Source organism: Thalassobaculum fulvum, assembly GCF_014652915.1.
GTDB lineage: Bacteria > Pseudomonadota > Alphaproteobacteria > Thalassobaculales > Thalassobaculaceae > Thalassobaculum_A > Thalassobaculum_A fulvum.
In genome coordinates this window covers 116,836-136,404 of record NZ_BMZS01000006.1, presented here as the reverse complement: position 1 = coordinate 136,404, position 19,569 = coordinate 116,836, and the positions used below count along the sequence as shown (strand labels likewise).

Genomic DNA, 19,569 nt, shown 5'->3' with positions numbered 1-19,569 from the left:
GGACCTGTCATGCCGGACCCGTCATGCCGGTCGTACGATCAAGGGTAGCTGATTCCAGCCCAGGCTGCCGGCGCCGTAGCCGACGATCGGGCTGGGCGGCCGGTCCGGGGCGGGCTCGATCGCGGCGGTTCGCTTCAGCAGCACCTCGAAGGCGATGCGGGCTTCCAGGCGGGTCAGCGAGGCGCCGGGACACACGTGGATGCCGGTGCCGAAGCCGAGGTGCCGGCGGTTGTCGCGGTCCAGGTCGAGATCGTCGGGGACGTCCCACGCCTCGGTGTCGCGGTTCGCCGAGCCCGGCAGCAGCATGACCGAGACGTCGGCCGGGATGGTGGTGCCGGCGACCTCGACCGCGCGCGTGGTCCGGCGCATCAGCCGCTGCAGCGGCGGCTTCATCCGCGCCATCTCCTCGACGAACGCCGGGATCAGCGCCGGGTCGGCCTTCAGCCGGGCGAACAGGTCGGGGTCGCGGGCCAGGATGTGGGCGCCGTTGGCCAGCAGGTTGGCGGTGGTCTCGTGGCCGGCGATCAGCAGCAGCGCGCACAGGTGGCGCAGCTCGGCCCGGTCGACCACGCCGCGCGCCTCCTCGGCCACCAGGGCCGAGATGATGTTGTCCTTCGGCGTCGCGCGGTGCAGGGCGATCGCCTCGTCCAGGATCGCCATCAGCGCCGCCAGGCCGGCCTCGGCCTCGGCCCGCAACTCGGCGCTCCCCATGCCGGTCGCCGCGAAGCTGGCCAGCAGGGCGTCGCGGGCATAGCGGTTCATGCGGGCGCGCTGCTTCAGCGGCACCCCCAGCATCTCGCAGATCACCGTCACCGGCAGCGGGTTGGCGAACGCCTGCACGAACTCGCAGGGACCCGCCAGCCCGGACGCCAGGTCCTCGGCGATCGCCTCGATCCGTGGTGCGAGGTGCTGGATGTTCCGCGGCGTGAAGGCCCGGTTGACGGTCTGCCGCAGCCGGGTGTGGTCCGGCGGGTCCTTCATCACCATCGACATCAGCGGCACCTTCATGCCGAGGTCGGAGGAGAAGGTCTGGTGGTCGTGGAGGATGCGCTCGACGTCGGCGTAGCGCGACACCACCCACAGCGGCGCGCCCGGCACCCGGTACACCGGCGCATTGTCGCGCAGCCAGCGATAGGTCGGGTAGGGGTCGGCATGGACCGCCGGGTCCATGAGATCGAAGCCGCTGATCGTGCCGGTATCCACGTCCGCCGTCCCGTCAGGCCGGTTTCTCGGCCGAGACCAGAATGTAGTCGTAGGCCGAGTAGACGTGCTCCGGCGAAAAGAACAGTGTCATTTTGTACGGGAACCGGGCCAGCGGGTGGAACCGCGCGAGCATCCGCGGATCCCGCTTCATGTAGGCGTGCAGGCCCGGGTAGACGTGATGGCGGATCGATTCGATCCGCACGTCCCGGAACCCGGCCGACTCCAGCTTCGCCCGATAGGCGTCGTGGCTGTCGGCGTTGGCCGCCGGCACCGAATACTTCTTCGAGAAGGTGTTCCAGTTCATGCGCTGGACCCGGCGCGCGAGGCCGCCCGGCAGCGGCGCGTTCGGCACCACGTCGGCCAGCGCCATGCGCCCGCCGGGGCGCAGCACCCGGAACGCCTCGTGGAAGAAACGCTCGCGGGTGTCGAAGTGGAAGGCGCATTCCAGGCCGACCACCTTGTCGACCGACGCCGGCTCCAGCGGCATGTCTGTGGCCGATGCCTCCAGCAGCTCGATACGGTCGGCGAGGCCGCGCTCCATTACCCGCCGGCGGGCGGTCTCGACCTGCGACGGGGTGATGTTCAGGCCGACGATGCGCACCCCGTAGGTCGCGGCCCAGAACATGTCCTGGTCGCCGAACCCGAAGCCGACGTCGAGCACCGTGTCGTCGGGGCCGAAGCCGGCGGTTTCGGCCAGCAGCCGTGCCATGCCCTGGCAGGCCTCGTCGATGGTCGCGGCGTCCTTCCAGTAGCCGAGGTTCAGGTACAGTCCGTCGTTGCTGAAGGCGTTGGTGGACACCAGCTCGTAGATGTCCCTGGCCGACATCGAGCCGAACGGCCAGTAGAACCAGCGAAGGTAGCCCCATGTCTCGCGCAGGCGGCTGGCGGTCGGTCCGGCGATCATGCGCTGGTGCTCCTCGTTGACGGACCCCGTCGTCACCATAGCGGCCGCCATCCCCGAAATGCTACCGGCGATTGTCCGGTCAGCCGCGGTTCTCCAGGCGCCGCTCCATCGCCTTGAACGCCAGGTTCGCGACGAACAGCACGGCCAGGATGATCCACCACCACTCGTACGCGACGTCGTCGAACTGGTGCGCGAAGTGGGCGATGACGCTTTCCTCGGGGGCCGGCAGCAGATGCTCGTGGTGAATGACCAGGAACGATACGGCGCTGGCCAGGAAGGCGAACCCGACCAGGAACCGCACGAACCGCAGGAAGGTCGTGATCGCCCGCAGGATCCGCTCCGACGCGCTGCCGATGATGTTGCTGTAGAGCTGCTGGCGACGGACCAGGTGGTCGAGGGCGGAATTGTACTCCTCGACCCGGCCCATGACCTGGCCGATCGAGGATGCCGCCCGGGACAGCACCCGGCGCGGCGCCAGGTGGCGGCGTCGCGAATCCTCGAAGTAGTCGGCGAACAGCTCGATGTAGTTGGCGTCCGGGATCAGGTAGCTCAGCGCCGCGTCCATCGTCGACCAGGTGCGGTTGATCCGCATGAACGCCCAGCTCAGCGTGACCTTGTAGCGGGTCATGATCCGGCCGGCGTCGGTGCCGGCCGAGCCGAGCGACCGCTCGTGGTAGCCGATCCCGTTCAGGTGCGTGCGGTTCTCCCACTCGCGATAGGTCCGTACCAGGTCGCGGCGCAGGTTCTTGACGTCGCCGAGCGAGGGCGGCTCGATTGCCAGCCGCAGCATGATCTCGGCGGCCTTGCCGAAATCTTTCTGGGCCACGGCCTGCAGGCTGGCCTTGTAGTTGGACAGCAGGTCGCGCTCGCAGAACCCGATGGTGCCGAAATCGATCAGCGCGAACCGGCTGTCGCGCAGCAGGATGATGTTGCCGGGGTGGATGTCGGCGTGGAACAGGTTGTCCTCGAGGATCTGGCGGACCGCCGACCGGAACAGCCGCCTACCGGCCTTCTTGGGACTGAAATTGTTGGTGCGGCACCAGTGCTCGATCCGCCCGGGATCGCTCTGGCCGACCCGGATGAAGTCGGACATCAGCACGCCGTCGACGAACTCGGTCACCAGCACCAGCCGGTTGGACACCTTATGGAACACCCGGGGGACATAGATGTTGTGCCGCTTCAGGCTCTTGCGCATGCGGCGGGTGTTGGCGGCCTCGAACCGGAAGTCGAGCTCCTCCCGCACCATCTGCTCGAGCTCCCAGAGCGCGTCGCGCAGGTGCAGGTGGCGCCCTATCCCGAGGAGGTCGATGAAGCCGATCAGCTGCTTGATGTGCCGCAGATCGCGCAGGAACGAGTGCTCGGCGTTCGGGCGCCGCACCTTGACCGCGACCACCACGTTCGGGTCGCGGAGCAGTGCCAGGTGCACCTGGCTGATCGAGGCCGCGGCGATCGGCTCCTCGGAGAAATACTGGAAGATCGAGTCGAGTTCGGCTCCGTACTCCATGCGCAGGGTCCGCTCGACCTCGGCGAGCGGAAACCCGATGGCCGCGTGCTGCAGCTTCGAGAGCTCGCGGCAGGTCGCCTCCGAGAACACGTCGGTCCGCAGCGAGACCAGCTGGCCGATCTTGATCCACAGCCCGCCGAGTTCCTCGAACACCTCGCGCAGCCGGTGCGCCTCCTCGTCGATGCTCGACCGTCGGGTCACGCGGTTCCACAGCCGGGTCAGCAGGTAGGTGCCGAACAGCAGGACCACGCGCCCGAACGGCCACCGGGCTTCCGGCATCGGGGACCGGATCTCGACCGGTCTGCGTTCCTTCGCACGCTCGAGGAGCGTCGGCAGCAAGGCCTCATCGAGCATGGACGGGAAAACCGTGTTGCCATCGATCGAAGGTCATGCGCCCGTCCTGCCGGGGACGCGGTCGGTGCGTCATGGCGATCGCTCACAGTCAGTGGCCAGGCAGTATGAACGCCGCCCGGCGGATGCTGCCAACCGACGACCACCCGGGGACATACTGGCCTTTGACGAACGGCGGTTGCAAGCGCCGCTGGCGGAAATGACATCGACGGGACGGTCGGGTTCATGGTTCCATGTCGGCCGCGAGACCGAGTTGCCGCGAGGATGCGAGGGGGCGCGGCATTTTCGCGGATTGGTAATGCAGTCCCGATCCGGTGCGGTGAGCCGTCGATCGTCAGCGGCGTGGCTTCATGGCAGGGTTCGAGGTAAGGTTGACTCGGTCCAGGACGGCGTGGACGCGGCAACAGGAGGCACGGCGCCATGAGTCTGCATCTCAGCGACGATATCGAGCGAGTGGTGGTCGTCCGTCGCGACGCGGCCGGCCGGCGCCGCTTTCGCGAAGTGTACGTTTCCGACGACGACGACGTTCTCGACGACCTCGGGATGAAGTTCGTGGCGGTCCAGCCGTCCGGCCGGGCGTGGCGCGGGGTACTGCAGGAGGAGCTGGGGCCGCGCAAGAAGCAGTCGAAGTGGCTGCGGCCGATCGAGCGGCGTATCCGCAAGCTCGCCCGTCGCGAGTCGCGGGCCCTGTCGATGTACCTGGCGCTTCATGACCGTTCCAACCGCAAGAAGCGCAACGGGTGGATCCGGGAGATCGGCAGCAATCTCCGCAAGGCCATCCGGAAGTCGAAGTGACCCTTTGACGATCGCCATTCCGGCCGGGCCGGGGCGCAACCACGGAAAGGATCGGGCCATGAGTGCCGCTACCGCGGAAGCCAAGAAGGAAGTCCAGGATCAGGAATCCGAGTCGGGGATCGTGTGCGTCCTCGACCTCGGCGAGCATCGCCGCAAGCGGGTCAAGAAGCTCCGCAAGGGCGGCGGCCGGCTGATGGAGAAGGTCGAGGACGCGGTCGCGAGCCTGCAGGAGCAGGGCGTGCTGAAGCCCGACGCCCAGACCGTGGTCGTCGTGGTCCGGGAGGAGTGGAGCCTCCGCGGCATGCTCGACGACGACGACGACGACGATTGAGCGGACGCCGCCCGTGACGATCCGCTGACCGGCCTTGGAGGCGGGGGCGAGGCCGGGCTCGGGGTCGTCGGCGGCGCGGGCAGCAAGCGGCTGTTCGCCAGCGGTTGCGTTATGTAAGGTTTCCCTGCCGAGGGTCGGTGGTCCGGCTACCCCGTTGGGAGATCATGCGCATCAGGCTGATCGGACTTGCAGTGGCGATCGGGGCGGTCGCGGCAGCGGCGGCCGGGGTCTACTGGTACCAGATGGTCGAGCGGGCCAAGGGGGCCGGGGACGGCGGCACCCCCGCCGCGATCGCCGTGAAGACCGTCGAGGTCGGAACCGGGACCGCGGTGGACCGGCTGACAGCCGTCGGCACCCTGTACGCCCAGTTCAAGGTCGACGTGACACCGCCGGAAGCCGGGCATATCGACGCGATCCCGGTGCTCGAGGGCGCGGCCGTCGCCGAAGGTGACACGCTGCTCATGCTGGATGCGGTCACACAGACCGCCGCGCTCGAGGATGCCAAGGCCCAGCTTGAGCTCGAGACCGAGAAGTTCGACCGTGCGAAGGCCCTGTCGGGACGCGGCTTCGCCGCGCAGTCGCAGCTCGACGAGGCCAGGGCCGGGGTGATCGCCGCCAGATCGACGCTCGCCCGTGCCCAGGCCGAGGTCGACCACCGGACCTTCAAGGCGCCGTTCGCCGGCCGGATCGGCCGCACCAACTACGATGTCGGCGCCTACGTGCAGCCCGGCGACGTCGTCATGACGCTGCGCTCGACCGAGGTCCTGTACGTCGATTTCCACATTCCGGGGAGCCTGGTCGGGCGGGTCCGGCCGGGCGCGGTGTTCACGGCGACCATCGACGGGGTCGGGAAGCCGGTCGAGGGCGTCGTCTCGTTCATCGACCCGGAGATCAAGGAGGTCTCGCGCAGCATCGAGCTGCGGGGCGAGATGCCGAACGGCGACGGGGTGCTGCGCCCGGGAATGTTCGCGCGCCTCGTGCTGACCCTGGCCGAGCGCTCCGGGGCCCTGATGATCCCCGAGGACGCGCTGGTCTACGAGCTGACCGGCCGGTTCGTCTACCGGATCAGGGACGGCAAGGCGGAGCGCGTCGCGGTCGAGGTCGGGGCGATGAACGACGGCACCGCCGAGATCCTGTCCGGGCTGTCGACCGGCGACGCGGTGGTGACCGACGGCCGGTTCGAGGTCCGTGACGGCTCGCCGGTGAAGGTGGTCGCCGGCAGGGGGCCGGGGACCGGCTGATGCTGCTCTCCGATTTCTTCATTCGCCGGCCGGTGTTCGCGATCGTCGTGAACGCCCTGCTGGCGGTGCTCGGCCTGTATGCGCTGTTGCAGCTCTCGGTGCGGGAACTGCCGCAGTTCGAGGTGCCGCTCGCCACGGTGACGACCTCGTTCCCCGGCGCCGCTTCCGAGCTCGTCGAGGCCGAGGTCACGTCGCGCGTCGAGGATGCCATCTCGTCGATCGACGCGGTCGACTATTTCAGCTCGATCAGTTCGTCCGGCCTCAGCACCGTCACCGTGACCTTCAAGGGCGACGTCGACTCCGCCGCCGCGGTCGCCGAGGTGCGAGCCCAGGTCGAGGCGATCCGCGGCCAGCTTCCGGCCGATGCGCTGGCCCCGGTGGTCACCCAGCTCAGCGTCGACGCCGCGCCGATCCTGTACCTGTCGCTGTCCAGCACCGGGCGGTCGGCGATGGAGCTGACCGAGCTGGTCGACACGATCATCCGCACGCCGCTGTCGACCCTGGCCGGCGTCGCCTCGGTCAGCCTGCTCGGCGAGCGCAAGTACGCGATGCACGTCAAGCTGGACCCGTTCAAGCTCGACGCCTTCGGGCTGACGCCGGAGCAGGTCCGCACCGCGGTGGTGCGGCAGAGCGCGACGATCCCGGCGGGCTCGGTCGAAGAGGCTGGGCTGCGGGTCGACGTGGTGGCCGACACCGCGCTCAGCTCGGTCGAGTCCTACCGGCGGATCGTGCTGAAGGCGGACGACGGCTATCTGGTCCGGGTGCAGGACGTGGCCGAGGTGGCGATCCAGGCCGACGAGGTCCGGACCGGCGTGCTGATCAACGGCAAGCCCGGCCTCGCCATCGGCGTGCTGCGGCAGTCCGGGGCCAACGCGCTGGCGGTCTCGAAGGCGGTGCTGGACGCGTTGCCGGCGGTCCGGGCGTCGCTGCCGGGCGACGTCACGCTGGAGCCGTTCTTCGACAGCACGGTGTCGATCCGGCAATCGGTTGACGAGGTGTTCGCGACCCTGCGCGACGCGGTCGTCCTGGTGATCGCGGTGGTGGTGCTGTTCCTGGGGTCGTGGCGGGCGTCGGCGGTGACGGTCGTCACCATCCCGCTGTCGCTGATCGGCACCCTCGCCTTCATGCTGCTGATGGGCTACAGCCTCAACATCTTCTCGCTGCTGGCGATCGTGCTGTCGGTCGGGCTGGTGGTCGACGACGCCATCGTCGACGTCGAGAACGTCCAGCGCCACATCGCCCGCGGGCTCGACCCGGTCACCGCCGCGTTCGTCGGCAGCCGCGAGATCGGCTTCGCGGTGGTCGCCACCACCCTGACCTTGGCCTCGGTCTATCTGCCGATCGGCTTCCTGCCGGGCCTGATGGGGGCGCTGTTCCAGGAGTTCGCGTTCACGCTGGCGGCCGCGGTGATCCTGTCCGGGTTCATCTCGCGCACGCTGTCGCCGATGATGTGCTCGCGCATGCTGGTGCCCGAGAAGCCGAAACCGGCCGGCCGGGCGCAGCGCAGTCCGATGAAGGTCCTGGAGGCCGGTTACCGCCGCCTGCTGGAAGGCGCGCTGGCGCAGCGCTGGGTGGTCTTCGTGGTGTTCGTGGCGGTCGGCGCGATCGCGGTCGCGGCGGCCCGCACCCTGCCGTCGCAGCTGGCCCCGACCGAGGATCAGGGCTACGTCATGGCAGCGTTCTCGGGCGCGCCGGGATCGGCCTATTCGACTCTGGAGAAGAACGGCGAGGCGATCGCAGCGGTGTTCGACACCGTGCCGGAGAAGACCGGCTCGCTGATCCTGCTGGGCAGCCCGGACTCGCGCTCCGGCTTCGCGATCCTGCTGCTGTCGCCGATCGCCGAGCGCGACCGTTCGGCCGCCGAGATCGGGGCCTCGATCGAGCCGGCACTGCTGGAGGTTCCGGGAATCCGGATCAACGTGGTCGATCCTGGCGTGCTGTCCGGTGGCGGCCAGCTGCCGGTACAGATGGTGATCAAGTCGACCGGCGACTATCCGGCGCTGGCCGGCGTCATGGACGACGTGCTGGCGGCGGCGCGCGGGGTGTCCGGCGTCGCCAGTCCGACCAGCAATCTCCGGCTCAGCTCGCCCCGGCTCACCGTCGACATCGACCGCGATCTCGCCGGCGACCTGGGGGTCGACGTCACGGCGCTCGCCAACACCGTCGCCGCCGCGCTCGGCGACTACCGGGTCTCGACCTTCACCTACGGCACCCGGAACTACAACGTGATCGTCGAGCTGGACGACCGGATCGTCACCCAGGAGGAGGGGATCGGCCTGGTGCAGGTCGCCGACAGCGGCGGGCGCGAGATCCCGCTGCGCCGGCTGGTGACGCTCGAGCACACCGTTGGCGCCGACCAGCTGGCCCATTTCGACGGCCAGCGCTCGGCCACCCTGTCGGCGTCGCTGGCCGACGGGGCGTCGCTCGGCACCGTGCTGAAGGATCTCGAGCCGGCGGTCGCCGAGGTGCTGCCGCCCGGCTATACCGTCGACTGGACCGGGCCGTCGCGCCAGCTGAAGGATGCCGACGCCAGCGCCGGTCTGGTGTTCGTGCTGTCGTTCCTGTTCATCTACGGCTTCCTGGCCGCCCAGTTCGAGAGCTTCCGGGACCCGTTCATCATCCTGCTGGTGGTGCCGTTCTCGGTGCTCGGCAGCCTGCTCGGCCTGGCCGAGGCCGGCGGCAGCCTGAACCTGTACAGCGGCATCGGCCTGATCACCCTGGTCGGGCTGGTCGCCAAGCAGGGCATCCTGGTCACCGAGTTCGCCAACCAGCTGCGCGACGAGGGCCGCAGCATCCACGACGCGGTGCTCGAGGCGTCGGTGACCCGGCTGCGGCCGATCCTGATGACCACGGTGTCGATGATCGTCGGCGCCATGCCGCTGATCTACAACGTCGGCTCCGGCTCGAACGGCCGGTTCCAGATCGGCGTCGTGCTGATCGGCGGCCTGATCGTCGGGACCCTGCTGTCGCTGTTCGTGGTGCCGGCGACCTACTCGTTCGCGACCAGGCGGGTCCGCAGGCCGCTGGTCGAGCCGCCGAGCGACGCCGAGGCCCGGCGCCTGCTGCACGGCGCGCTCGACGCTCCCCCGGCCGTCTCCGCCAAGCCCGCCGCCGGCACCTGAGCGACCCTGGCCGCTTGCGTCGCGTTCCGGGCCGGCGTCACATGCACCGGTCTCGGCAACCGGCCCGGAAAGGCACCCCGGCATGATCAGGAACACCGACGAGGCCTGGTCCCTCGTTGAAGCGAAGCGCGACGCGTTCTTCGACCTCAGCGACCGGGTCTGGGAAACCCCCGAGCTGAACTACGAGGAGGACCGGCCGGCGGCCGAGCACGTCGCCATGCTGGAGCGCGAGGGCTTCCGGATCGAGACCGGGCTGGCCGGCCTGCCGACGGCGGTGATGGGCGAGGCCGGCGAGGGCGGCCCGGTGATCGCCATCCTCGGCGAGTACGACGCGCTGCCGGGGCTGAGCCAGCAGGCCGGCGTGACCGAGCGGCGCGAGGTCGAGGCCGGCGGCAACGGCCACGCCTGCGGGCACAATCTGCTGGGCGCCGGGGCGCTGCTGGCGGCCACCGCCGTGAAAGACTACCTGGCGGCCAACGGGCTGGCCGGACGGGTCCGCTACTACGGCTGCCCGGCCGAGGAGGGCGGCTCGGCCAAGGGCTTCATGGTGCGGGCCGGCTGCTTCGACGACGTCGACGTGGCGATCTCCTGGCACCCGGGGCCGTTCGCCGGCGTCAACACGCCGGTCTCGCTGGCCTGCAACGAGATGGACTTCCACTTCACCGGCCGGACCAGCCACGCCGCGGCGTCGCCGCATCTCGGCCGCAGCGCGCTCGACGCGGTCGAGCTGATGAACGTCGGCGTCAACTACATGCGCGAGCACATGCCGAGCTCGGCGCGGGTGCACTACGCGCTGACCGACGCCGGCGGCACCGCGCCCAACGTCGTGCAGGGCCGGGCCACCGTCCGCTACCTGGTGCGGGCCAGCGACCTGCCGCAGCTTCAGGCTCTCGTAAGGCGCGTGCAGAAGATTGCCGAGGGTGCGGCGCTGATGACCGAGACGGCGGTGTCGTGCCGGATCGTCAGCGGCGACGCCAACCTGGTCGGCAATACGCCCCTGGAGGAGCTCATGCACAGCCATCTGGAGCGGCTCGGGCCGCCGCCCTTCGACGAGGCCGACCGGGCGTTCGCCGCGCAGTTCCAGGCCACTCTCAGCGACGAGGACATCGCCGCGTCGTTCCAGCGCTTCGGCATGGCGCCGCGCCCGGGGCTGTCGCTGGTCGACCGGATCTACCCGCTCGGCGCCGGCGACGGCAGCTCGGTCGGGTCGACCGACGTCGGCACCGTCAGCTGGGTGGTGCCGACCGTGCAGATGCGCGGCGCCACGGTGGCGATCGGCACGCCGGGGCATTCCTGGCAGCTGGTCGCCCAGGGCAAGGCGCCGGCCGCCCACAAGGGCATGGAGCACGCCGCCAAGATCATGGCTTCGACCGCGGCCGAGCTGATCCGCGACCCGGCCCTGGTCGAGCGCGCCAGGGCGGACTTCAGCAGGCGCCTGGCGGGCATGCCGTTCGTCAACCCGATCCCCGACGACGTCGACCCGCCGCTGCCGGGACGCCATTGACGGGCGGGTATTGAGGCAGGTCATTCGCGCGACCCGGCCCGTCTGCGAGGGTTGTGAACGGGCCAAGGGAAGGAGAGCCGCGTGTCGGCCGAGGGAACCGATCCGTCAACCGGTGCGACCGGCGGGATGCTGCAGGGCGAGCTGGGGCCGCGTGCGCTGATCGTGCTGATCGTCGGGGTGCTGGGTCTGGCCGCCGTGCTGCTGGTGGTGGCGGTCGACCGGATCCAGACCACGCTGCTGGAGCACGACGCGATCGCCAAGGGGCTGCGCTGGACCAACGGCCTGCTCGACTCCCTGGAGACCGTCGACACGGTGTTCGACGGCGGTCAGCTGTCGGAACGCGACCGGCGCACCATCGACCTCGCGTCCCGCATCGGCGGGCTCAAGGCGTTCCTGATCTGGGATCGCGATGGCCGGGTTATCGCCGCCTCGGACCCGGCCGAGCTGGGCCGCGTCAACGTCTCAGGCTACTGGGCGAGCGAGGTGCTGCGCGGCAGCCCGCACGCGGTCTTCGAGGAGACCAGGGGGCCGGACGGCGAGATCGTCGGCATCGTCGCCGAGACCTACGTGCCGGTGCGCGACCACCGGCGGACCGACGGACGCGTCGTCGGGGCGTTCGAGGCCTATCTGGATGTCTCCGACAGCGCGGAGTCGTATCGCCGCATCGGGCTGTACGCCTCCACCGTGGGCGTCGTGCTGATCGCCGTCGCCGGCGCCGTGGCGGTGGCGTTCGTGCGCCGTACCATGGCCTTCCGGCTCGAGCGCGAGCGCATGCTGGCGGCCGCGCGGCGGGCCGCCGAGGCCTCGAACGCCGCCAAGTCGCGGTTTCTCGCCACCGTCAGCCACGAGATCCGGACGCCGATGAACGGCGTGCTGGCGACCGCCGAGCTGCTGGAGTCCAGCCCGCTCGCCGACGACCAGCGCGACATGGTCTCGGTCATCCGCCGGTCCGGCGGTGCGCTGCTGGAACTTCTCAACCAGATCCTCGACCAGTCGAAGATCGAGGCCGGCAAGCTGGAGATCGTCGCCGCACCGTTCGTGCTCGCCGACCTGCTGGCCGGGGTCGCCGACGTGGTGCGGCCGTCCGCCCGGGCCAAGGGGCTGTCGCTGTCGGTCGAGGTGTCGGGCGCGCTGCCGCCGGTGGTGGCCGGCGACGAGGCGCGGCTGCGGCAGATCCTGCTGAACCTGTGCGGCAATGCCGTGAAGTTCACCGAGCGGGGCGGGGTGTCGATCGCGGCCGCCCCGGCGCCCGGTGGCGGCGACCGGGTGGCGATCCGGGTGACGGATTCCGGAATCGGCATCGCCGCGGACGCCCTCGCCCGGCTGTTCAACCCGTTCGAACAGGCCGACGCCTCGACGACGCGCCGGTTCGGCGGGACCGGGCTCGGGCTCTCGATCGCCCGCGAGCTGGCCGAACTCATGGGCGGCACGCTGGGCGTCGCAAGCGCGCCGGGGCGGGGCAGCACCTTCACGGTGGTGGTTCCGCTGCCGGCCTCGGATCTGACGGTGCCGGAGCGGAGCGCGCCGGCCGGGGATGCCGTGCTCGGCCTCGACGTGCTGGTCGCCGACGACGACCCGACCAACCGCTGGGTGGTCGGGCGCCAGCTCGAACGGCTCGGCTGCCGCGCCACCATCGTCGCCGACGGGGCGGAGGCACTCGAGGCCTGGCGGGCGGAGCCCGAGCGCTGGCGGGTGCTGGTGACGGACTGGCACATGCCGGAATTGGACGGCCTCGGCCTGCTGACCGCCCTGCACGGCGACCCGCGGTTCGCGCGGGTCCGCCCCCTGGTGGTGATGATGACGGCGTCCGGCCTGCCCGAGGAGATCGACCGGGCCCGACGGGCGGGAGCCGACCGGGTGCTGGTGAAGCCGGTCACCCTCGACCGCCTGGCCCCCGTGCTGTCGAGCGTCGCGCCGGACCCGGGGACGGCAGCGGCGGCCGGAGCCGTTGACGAGTCGGTCGGCGTCCTCGATACGTCCGAGCTGGAGGCCATGTGCGGCGGCGAGGCGGCGATGACGGCGGCGGTGCTGGCCCGCTTCGCGGTGCGGCTGGACGAGGGCCTGAACGCGATATCGCAGAGTCCGGACGCTGCCGCGCGCAAGGCGGCGGCGCACGCCTTGCGCGGTGCCGCGGCGTCGGTCGGGGCGGCGGCGATGGCTGCGGCCTGCGCCGACCTCGAGGCCGCGACCGGAGAGGCCGGGCCGGAGATCGACGCCCTGGCGGAAGCGGCGGCGCGGCTGCGGATGGCGCTGCACGACCGGATCGAACGAGCAGGGGTGACCGCATGACGTCCGAGACCGAGATCCCCTACGAGACCCTCGACGCGCTGGTGATCGAGGACGACGAGTTCCAGCGCGGCCTGGTCGTGCAGGCGCTCAAGGTGATCGGCCTAGGCGGGGTGCGCGAGGCCGAGGACGGCCAGAGCGGGCTGAAGGCCTGCATGGCGCGGCTGCCGGACCTCATCGTCTGCGACATCGAGATGGCGCCGATGGACGGGCTCGAGTTCCTCAAGGCCCTGCGCCGGACCCGGTCGGGCGCGGTGCGCTCGATCCCGATCGTGTTCCTGACCTCGCACAACGAGTCGGAGACGGTGCAGGCCGCGGTCGCCGCCGGCGTCGACGCCTTCATCGTCAAGCCGCCGACCCTGAAGTCCCTGAAGACCCGGATCGACGCGGTGCTGACCGGGCCGCGACGGTACTAGGGGCTCACTTGGTGGGCGCCGGCGTCGCTAATCCAGCAGGTCGGTGAGACGCCGGCCGACGGCCCTGACTTCGTCCTCGGAGAGCTGGACCAGCTCGAAGACGATATCGCCGCTCGAAAGCCCGTGCTCCATGACGTGGATCTGCGGCGACCCGGACCGGAGGGCGACGGCCAGCGCCTCGGCACTCAGCCGGGCGTCCCGGCCGTCGAGGCGCAGATGGACGCGCCCGAACGGCAGGCCGGTCGGATCCGGGACGGCGCGGGCCGCCACGCCGGCGAGACCGTCGACACGGGCGAGGAAGGTCGCGACCTTGCGGTCCTGCTCGCGTTGCCAGCCGTCCCTTTCTGATCGCTCGCGCTCGTCGATGGCGGCCATGACGCCGAGGATCGCCTCCTTGGACGCCTTCATTGCCCGACCGATCCCCTTCTCCTGGGCGCGGACCGCCTCGACCAGGCCGCGACGGCCGACGACCAGCCCCGCCGTCGGAGACGCCAGGTATTTCTGGCCGCTGACCACGACGATGTCGGCGCCGGTACCGAGCAGGTCCGGGATCCGCAGGTCCTGTGCGGCGCCGTCGACGATCGCCGGGACGCCGCGCCGGTGCGCGGCCGAGACGGCGGCGGCGAGGTCGACCGGTTCGCCCCGCGTGAGCCGGGAGGCGACCAGGAGCAGGCAGCAGACATGGGTCGACGCGAGCGAACGCTCCAGATCAGCGACCGGGCAGCCCGCTTCGGTTCCGGCGAGCTCCGGGGTGGCGCCGCTGAGGCGGACAGCCTGCAGGATCGACTGCCCGTAGTTCACCGCGTGGCCGGCCGGGAGAACGACGCGGTCGGCCATGCCTTCGGTAACCGGAAGGGCTGCCGCCCTTTCGGCCGAACGCCCGGTCATGGCCGCGGCGACGGCGAGCGTTATGCCGGCAGCGGCGCAGTGCGTGACGGTGCCGGCCTCCGCGCCGGTGAACCGGGAGATCGACTCGCTCGCCCTGTCCTGCAGTTCGTCGAGCAGGAAGTGGTGCGACAGGGCTTCCGCGACGACGGCCGCGGTCTCGCCCGAGGACCGCGACACGCCGATCGGCGTGAACGGACCCCGGGCGTTGATGACGCGAGTCAGCCCGTAGCGCCGGTGGAGGGACACCGTCGCCGCCTCCGTCAGGCGGCCTGCGCCCAGGCGCCGGCCGCGGCGGCCGCCCGGCAGAACGCTGTGAAGTCGCGGGGTTCGCGCCCGAGCGCCCGTTGCACGCCGTCGCCCAGGGACTGGTTCCGGCCGTCCAGCGTCTCCCGGCAGATCTCCGTGAACACGTCCGCGATGAACGCGCCGCCGATCCCGGTCATGTGCGCGTGGAACTGCTCGAGCGTGATCGGGACGTAGCGGACCGGGTGGCCGACCACCTTCGACAGCTCGGCCGCGGCCTCGGTGAAGGTCAGGAGGTGCGGTCCCGTCACCTCGTAGAGCTGCTTCGAGTGGCGGGGCTCGGTCAGTGCGGCGACCGCGACATCGGCGATGTCGTCGACGTCGACGATCGGCTCGCGGACCTCGCCCGCCGGCAGCGCGACCATGCCTTCGAGCGCCGGGTCCCGCAGGTAGCCCTCGCTGAAGTTCTGGGCGAACCAGGAAGCCCGGACGAGCGTGTAGTCCAAGCCGCTGCGCCGGACGATCTCCTCGCAATGCTGGGCGTGCGGCTCGCCGCGGCCTGACAGGAGGACCAGCCGGCCGACGCCGGCATCGGCCGCCGCCCTCGTCAGGGCCTCGATCCGGTCCGACGCCCCGGGAAAGGCGAGGTCCGGGAAGTACGAGACGTAGGCCGCCCGCACGCCGGCCAGTGCCGCGGGCCAGGTCTCGGGCTCGTCCCAATCGAACGGCGTCGGCGCGTTGCGGGAGCCGTGGCGTACCGGGAGGCCTTTGCGCTCGAGGCTTCGGGCGATCCGGCGACCGGTCTTGCCGGTGGCTCCGATGACCAGGATGGGTGACACGCTCATGGTCCGCTCCTTCCGTGCCGGCGGCACGTTGCTCGTGGGTTTACATTGTGTAAAGTGACGCCGTGTCAATTAGGGTGGAGTTTACACTGTGTCAAGCGGCAATCCGGAAACCCGGGCGCGAATCCTCGACGCGGCATGGCACCTTCTGGAGGCGGCCGACGGCCGCGAGGTGCGGATGGGCGACATCGCCAAGCGGGCGGGGGTCAGCCGGCAGGCGGTCTACCTGCACTTCCCGAAGCGGGCGGAGCTGCTGATCGCGACCACCCGGCACATCGACCGCGCGAAGGGCGTGGACGCCCGGCTGGCGGCGAGCCGGAACGCCGGCTCCGGCGTCGAGCGCCTGGACGCGTTCGTCGAGGCGTGGGGCAACTACATTCCGGAGATCCACGGGGTCGGGCGCGCCCTGATGGCGATGCGGGAGCACGACCCCGACGCGAAGACCGCATGGGACGATCGGATGCAGGCCGTCCGCCAGGGTTGCGAGGCGGCGATCCGGGCGCTGGCGGCCGACGGCGACCTGACCGACGCGTTCTCTCCGGCCGAGGCGACCGATCTGCTGTGGACGATGCTGTCGGTCCGGGCCTGGGAGGCGTTGCGGACGGACTGCGGCTGGTCGCAGCGTGCCTATGTCGACGGCATGAAGGCGGCGGCCCGGCGGTTGCTGGTGGCTCGGGACGGACGGAGCGGCTGAAGTCGCGGGCGACCGCCGGTCAGCCCGCCGGCTGCTCGCGCCCGACGATCGGCTCCTCGGCCCGGTGCAGGCAATCCAGGCGGAGGCACAGGCGGCAGGACGGGCCGACCGGAACGGCGGTCCGGCCGGCGCTGCCGAGGTCGAGACCGTCGGCATAGACCGTCTTGTCGGCGTGCATGACGTCGCAGGCCAGCATCACCGAGTGCGGCACCGGCGGCTCGTGGAAGCTCGCCGGTTGCTTGGTGACGGTGCCGGCGACGAACAGGTAGCGGGCGTTGTCGGGAAACTGCACCAGCTGGCGCAGTACCCGGCCGGGCGTCTGGAACGCCCCGTAGATCGCCCAGAGCGGGCAGCCGTGGCCGTGGCGCGGCAGCGGCAGGTCGGGCAGCGGGAACCGCTTGGTGGTGAAGCCGGCCGGGTTTGAGCGCAGGAACCCGAACGGGATGCCTTCGCGCCCGGGACGGCGCAGGGTCACCAGCCGGTGGGCGACCTGCTCGAAGCTGGCGCCATAGCGCTGCCGCAGCACCTCGACGTCGTAGCGCACCTCCTCGGCGTCGGCATGGAACCGGTCGTAGGGGAAGATCACGGCGCTGGCGACATAGGAGGCGAACGCCCGGTACGCCTGGGTTCGCGATGCCGGCGAGGTCAGCCGCGGGTCGTCGATCTCGCGCTCGATGAGGTCGCGGGCCGCCAGCTCGGCGGCCAGCCGGGCCATCTGGAACTGCCGGGTGCCGGTCGAGGCGTGGTCCAGGAACTCCAGGCGGCGGGCGTCGCCGTCATAGGCGCAGAGATTGCGGAACCGCATGCCGCCGATGTCGGCCGGCGGGCGGTTGGCGACGGTAACGCCGTGCGCCTCCCGCAGGTACTCGGGCAGAGCGCCGAGCAGGATGTCGCCGTGCCGACGGATCTCGCGCGACAGTTCCTCGGCCGCCTGCTCGAGGGCCGGGAAGTGGTTCTCGCGCTCGATGATGACGTCGTCCACCTCCTCGGCGGCGGTGATCGAGCGGGTCCGCGAATGCGGCTTGTCGAAGAACGTCGCGAGTGCCTGGGTCACTTCCGACAGCCGTGCGCTCTCCGACGACAGGATGGCGTGGAACCGGGCGCGCATGGCGGCCGGCAGGTCGTCGGTGGTGTCGAGGATCTCGGAGGTCGAGCGCACCGTCGTAACGTGGGTCAGAAGCTGGTGCACGGCGTCCGCCAGCGCTGGGTCCTGGTTCAGGCGGTCGCTGAGGGCGGCGGCGGTCTGTGCCTGGTCGCGGTAGGCCCGCCAGCATGCCAGCAGCGCCCCGGCCCAGGCCGGATGCCGGCCGACCAGGTCGCCGACCGAGGTGTCGTCGAGCCCGAGGTCGCGCAGCATCGGCTCGGCCGCCAGCTCGACCAGGTCGTCGATCATCCGCTGTTCGGTCCGGCCGGTCAGGGTGTCGGGGTCGAGATCGAGAACCTCGGTGATACGGCGCAGCGTCGCCCCGGCGATCGCCCGCTTGTTGGCCTCTATCAGGTTCAGGTAGGACGGCGAGATGCCGACGCGCTTGGCGACTCCGGCCTGCGTCAGGCCGAGCTGCCGGCGGCGCTCGCGGATCCGGTACCCCGTCAGTTGACGCGCCATTCCCCCCGTCCTCCCGCGCTGATCCCGGCGAGGCCGGTTGTCACATCTTGACAGCGACGCAGTAATTAACGGCGAGAACTTTACACAATATCGACGATTTTTCAAGTAGTTATTGACCATGTTTTCTTGTCGGGTACCGTCTGGCCCGATGCGGTTCGCAATCAAGACGCCCGGACATGCGAGGGCGCCGCGTTCGGCTCACCCCAAGGGAGGATCGACATGACCATTTTCGACAGGAACGTGAATCGCCGTCGCCTGCTGCAGGGCGGCGTCGCGGTGACCGCCGGGCTGGCGGCGCCGAACTTCTTCGTGAAGGGTGCCTGGGCGGAAGAGTTCCGCAACAACCCGGGCAACGCCAAGAGCATCAAGCTCGGCTTCAACGTTCCGCAGACCGGCGCCTATGCCGACGAGGGCGCGGACGAACTGCGGGCCTACAAGCTGGCCGTGAAGCACCTCAACGGCGAGGGCGACGGCGGTATGATGAACACGCTGAAGCCGTCGTCGCTGAAGGGCAACGGCGTCCTGGGCAAGAAGGTCGAATACGTCACCGGCGACACCCAGACCAAGTCCGACGCAGCGCGGGCCTCGGCCAAGCGCATGATCGAGAAGGACGGCGTCATCATGTTCTCGGGCGGTTCGTCGTCCGGCGTGGCGGTCGCGGTGCAGTCGCTCGCCCAGGAGATGGGCGTCATCTTCATGGCCGGCCTGACCCATTCCAACGACACCACCGGCAAGGACAAGAAGCGCTACGGCTTCCGTCACTTCTTCAACGCCTACATGTCGGGCGCCGCGCTCGGCCCGGTGCTGAAGGAAGAGATGGGCACCGACCGCCGGGCCTATCACCTGACCGCCGACTACACCTGGGGCTGGACCCAGGAGGAGTCGATCAAGAACACCACCGAAGGGCTCGGCTGGCAGACCGTGAACGCGGTCCGCACCCCGCTCGGTGCCGGCGACTTCTCGCAGTACATCACGCCGGTGCTGAACTCCGGCGCCGACGTGCTGATCCTGAACCACTACGGCAAGGACATGGTCAACTCGCTGACCCAGGCCGTGCAGTTCGGGCTCCGCGACAAGATGGTCAACGGCAAGAAGTTCGAGATCATCGTGCCGCTGTACTCGCGCCTGATGGCGCAGGGCGCCGGCGAGAACGTGAAGGGCATCCTGGGCACCACCAACTGGCACTGGTCGCTGAAGGACGAGGGCTCCCAGGCCTTCGTGAAGTCGTTCGGCCAGGAGTACGGCTTCCCGCCGTCGCAGGCCGCCCACACCTGCTACGTCCAGGCGCTGCTGTACGCCAACGCCTGCGAGCAGGCCGGCACCTTCTATCCGCCCGAAGTCATCAAGGCCCTGGAAGGCTTCGAGTTCGACGGCATGGGCAACGGCCCGACGCTGTACCGCGCCGAGGATCACCAGTGCTTCAAGAAGGTCCTGGTGGTGCGCGGCAACGAGAACCCGACCAACCAGTTCGACCTGCTCGAGGTGGTTAAGGAAGTGCCGCGCGAGGCGGTCACCTACGACTGGAAGATCTTCGGCGGCGAGCTCGGCCCGTACAAGGTCTGAGCCTCCGTCGAAGGAATCCCGGCCGGGCCGTCCGTCGCATGCCGACGGGCGGCCCGGCGCGGTGTCCTAGGACACC

The 19,569-nt window shown here is 70.2% G+C and carries 15 protein-coding genes; 9 read left to right on the top strand and 6 right to left on the bottom strand.

Annotated elements, in window-relative coordinates; all coding sequences use genetic code 11:
* Positions 1-21 precede the first annotated feature (21 nt).
* The 3 genes from IE246_RS14280 to IE246_RS14270 all read right to left on the bottom strand — a co-directional run bounded on the left by IE246_RS14280 (position 22) and on the right by IE246_RS14270 (position 3,890).
* Complete coding sequence (locus IE246_RS14280) at positions 22-1,203, bottom strand: cytochrome P450 (protein ID WP_189990749.1); 1,182 nt, start codon at positions 1,201-1,203, stop codon at positions 22-24.
* Positions 1,204-1,216: 13 nt separating this feature from the next.
* Positions 1,217-2,107 carry a class I SAM-dependent methyltransferase gene (locus IE246_RS14275; RefSeq protein ID WP_189990747.1) on the bottom strand — a complete coding sequence of 297 codons (891 nt, stop codon included), beginning with the start codon at positions 2,105-2,107 and terminating at the stop codon, positions 1,217-1,219.
* Between the two features lie 79 nt (positions 2,108-2,186).
* Positions 2,187-3,890 carry an ABC1 kinase family protein gene (locus IE246_RS14270; protein WP_189990745.1) on the bottom strand — a complete coding sequence of 568 codons (1,704 nt, stop codon included), beginning with the start codon at positions 3,888-3,890 and terminating at the stop codon, positions 2,187-2,189.
* A 492-nt stretch (positions 3,891-4,382) separates the two neighbouring features.
* Here IE246_RS14270 and IE246_RS14265 point away from each other — a divergent pair, with 492 nt between their 5' ends.
* From IE246_RS14265 to IE246_RS14235, 7 genes are all read left to right on the top strand, one after another.
* Positions 4,383-4,757, top strand: coding sequence for a DUF6312 domain-containing protein (locus IE246_RS14265; RefSeq protein ID WP_189990743.1), 375 nt, complete (start codon positions 4,383-4,385; stop codon positions 4,755-4,757).
* Between the two features lie 58 nt (positions 4,758-4,815).
* Positions 4,816-5,088: a DUF6200 domain-containing protein gene (locus IE246_RS14260; RefSeq protein WP_189990741.1), complete on the top strand. Its 273-nt coding sequence runs from the start codon at positions 4,816-4,818 to the stop codon at positions 5,086-5,088.
* 164 nt (positions 5,089-5,252) lie between these two features.
* A complete protein-coding gene (locus tag IE246_RS14255; protein WP_189990739.1) occupies positions 5,253-6,329 on the top strand; it encodes an efflux RND transporter periplasmic adaptor subunit in 1,077 nt (358 codons plus the stop codon).
* A complete protein-coding gene (locus IE246_RS14250) occupies positions 6,329-9,451 on the top strand; it encodes an efflux RND transporter permease subunit (protein ID WP_189990737.1) in 3,123 nt (1,040 codons plus the stop codon). Before IE246_RS14255 ends, IE246_RS14250 begins: the two co-directional genes overlap by 1 nt.
* Positions 9,452-9,533: 82 nt before the next feature.
* Positions 9,534-10,955: a M20 family metallopeptidase gene (locus IE246_RS14245; RefSeq protein WP_229837133.1), complete on the top strand. Its 1,422-nt coding sequence runs from the start codon at positions 9,534-9,536 to the stop codon at positions 10,953-10,955.
* Between the two features lie 81 nt (positions 10,956-11,036).
* Positions 11,037-13,244, top strand: coding sequence for an ATP-binding protein (locus tag IE246_RS14240; protein WP_189990736.1), 2,208 nt, complete (start codon positions 11,037-11,039; stop codon positions 13,242-13,244).
* The gene (locus IE246_RS14235; RefSeq protein WP_189990734.1) at positions 13,241-13,657 is read left to right on the top strand and encodes a response regulator; all 417 of its coding nucleotides are present in this window, start codon (positions 13,241-13,243) and stop codon (positions 13,655-13,657) included. Before IE246_RS14240 ends, IE246_RS14235 begins: the two co-directional genes overlap by 4 nt.
* A gap of 27 nt (positions 13,658-13,684) precedes the next feature.
* Here IE246_RS14235 and IE246_RS14230 read toward each other — a convergent pair whose 3' ends face one another.
* The gene (locus tag IE246_RS14230) at positions 13,685-14,791 is read right to left on the bottom strand and encodes an aminotransferase class V-fold PLP-dependent enzyme (protein WP_229837131.1); all 1,107 of its coding nucleotides are present in this window, start codon (positions 14,789-14,791) and stop codon (positions 13,685-13,687) included.
* A gap of 14 nt (positions 14,792-14,805) precedes the next feature.
* Positions 14,806-15,633, bottom strand: a complete 828-nt coding sequence (locus IE246_RS14225; protein WP_189990732.1) for an NmrA family NAD(P)-binding protein — start codon at positions 15,631-15,633, stop codon at positions 14,806-14,808.
* 88 nt (positions 15,634-15,721) lie between these two features.
* Between IE246_RS14225 and IE246_RS14220 the strand changes: the two genes are divergently transcribed.
* Complete coding sequence (locus tag IE246_RS14220) at positions 15,722-16,324, top strand: TetR/AcrR family transcriptional regulator (RefSeq protein WP_189990730.1); 603 nt, start codon at positions 15,722-15,724, stop codon at positions 16,322-16,324.
* A 19-nt stretch (positions 16,325-16,343) separates the two neighbouring features.
* Here IE246_RS14220 and IE246_RS14215 read toward each other — a convergent pair whose 3' ends face one another.
* Entirely contained in the window at positions 16,344-17,930 is a 1,587-nt protein-coding gene (locus IE246_RS14215) for a helix-turn-helix domain-containing protein (protein ID WP_189990728.1), read from the bottom strand.
* A gap of 219 nt (positions 17,931-18,149) precedes the next feature.
* Between IE246_RS14215 and IE246_RS14210 the strand changes: the two genes are divergently transcribed.
* Positions 18,150-19,493, top strand: a complete 1,344-nt coding sequence (locus tag IE246_RS14210; RefSeq protein ID WP_189990726.1) for a substrate-binding protein — start codon at positions 18,150-18,152, stop codon at positions 19,491-19,493.
* The last annotated feature ends 76 nt before the right edge of the window (positions 19,494-19,569 follow it).

Excerpts from the sequence above, each read along its gene's own strand:
- IE246_RS14270 (WP_189990745.1), bottom strand. The coding sequence starts at position 3,890 with ATGCCGGAAGCCCGGTGGCCGTTCGGGCGCGTGGTCCTGCTGTTCGGC.
- IE246_RS14210 (WP_189990726.1), top strand. The coding sequence starts at position 18,150 with ATGACCATTTTCGACAGGAACGTGAATCGCCGTCGCCTGCTGCAGGGC.
- IE246_RS14245 (WP_229837133.1), top strand. The coding sequence starts at position 9,534 with ATGATCAGGAACACCGACGAGGCCTGGTCCCTCGTTGAAGCGAAGCGC.
- IE246_RS14250 (WP_189990737.1), top strand. The coding sequence starts at position 6,329 with ATGCTGCTCTCCGATTTCTTCATTCGCCGGCCGGTGTTCGCGATCGTC.
- IE246_RS14260 (WP_189990741.1), top strand. The coding sequence starts at position 4,816 with ATGAGTGCCGCTACCGCGGAAGCCAAGAAGGAAGTCCAGGATCAGGAA.
- IE246_RS14265 (WP_189990743.1), top strand. The coding sequence starts at position 4,383 with ATGAGTCTGCATCTCAGCGACGATATCGAGCGAGTGGTGGTCGTCCGT.
- IE246_RS14255 (WP_189990739.1), top strand. The coding sequence starts at position 5,253 with ATGCGCATCAGGCTGATCGGACTTGCAGTGGCGATCGGGGCGGTCGCG.
- IE246_RS14275 (WP_189990747.1), bottom strand. The coding sequence starts at position 2,107 with ATGATCGCCGGACCGACCGCCAGCCGCCTGCGCGAGACATGGGGCTAC.
- IE246_RS14215 (WP_189990728.1), bottom strand. The coding sequence starts at position 17,930 with ATGGCGCGTCAACTGACGGGGTACCGGATCCGCGAGCGCCGCCGGCAG.
- IE246_RS14225 (WP_189990732.1), bottom strand. The coding sequence starts at position 15,633 with ATGAGCGTGTCACCCATCCTGGTCATCGGAGCCACCGGCAAGACCGGT.
- IE246_RS14235 (WP_189990734.1), top strand. The coding sequence starts at position 13,241 with ATGACGTCCGAGACCGAGATCCCCTACGAGACCCTCGACGCGCTGGTG.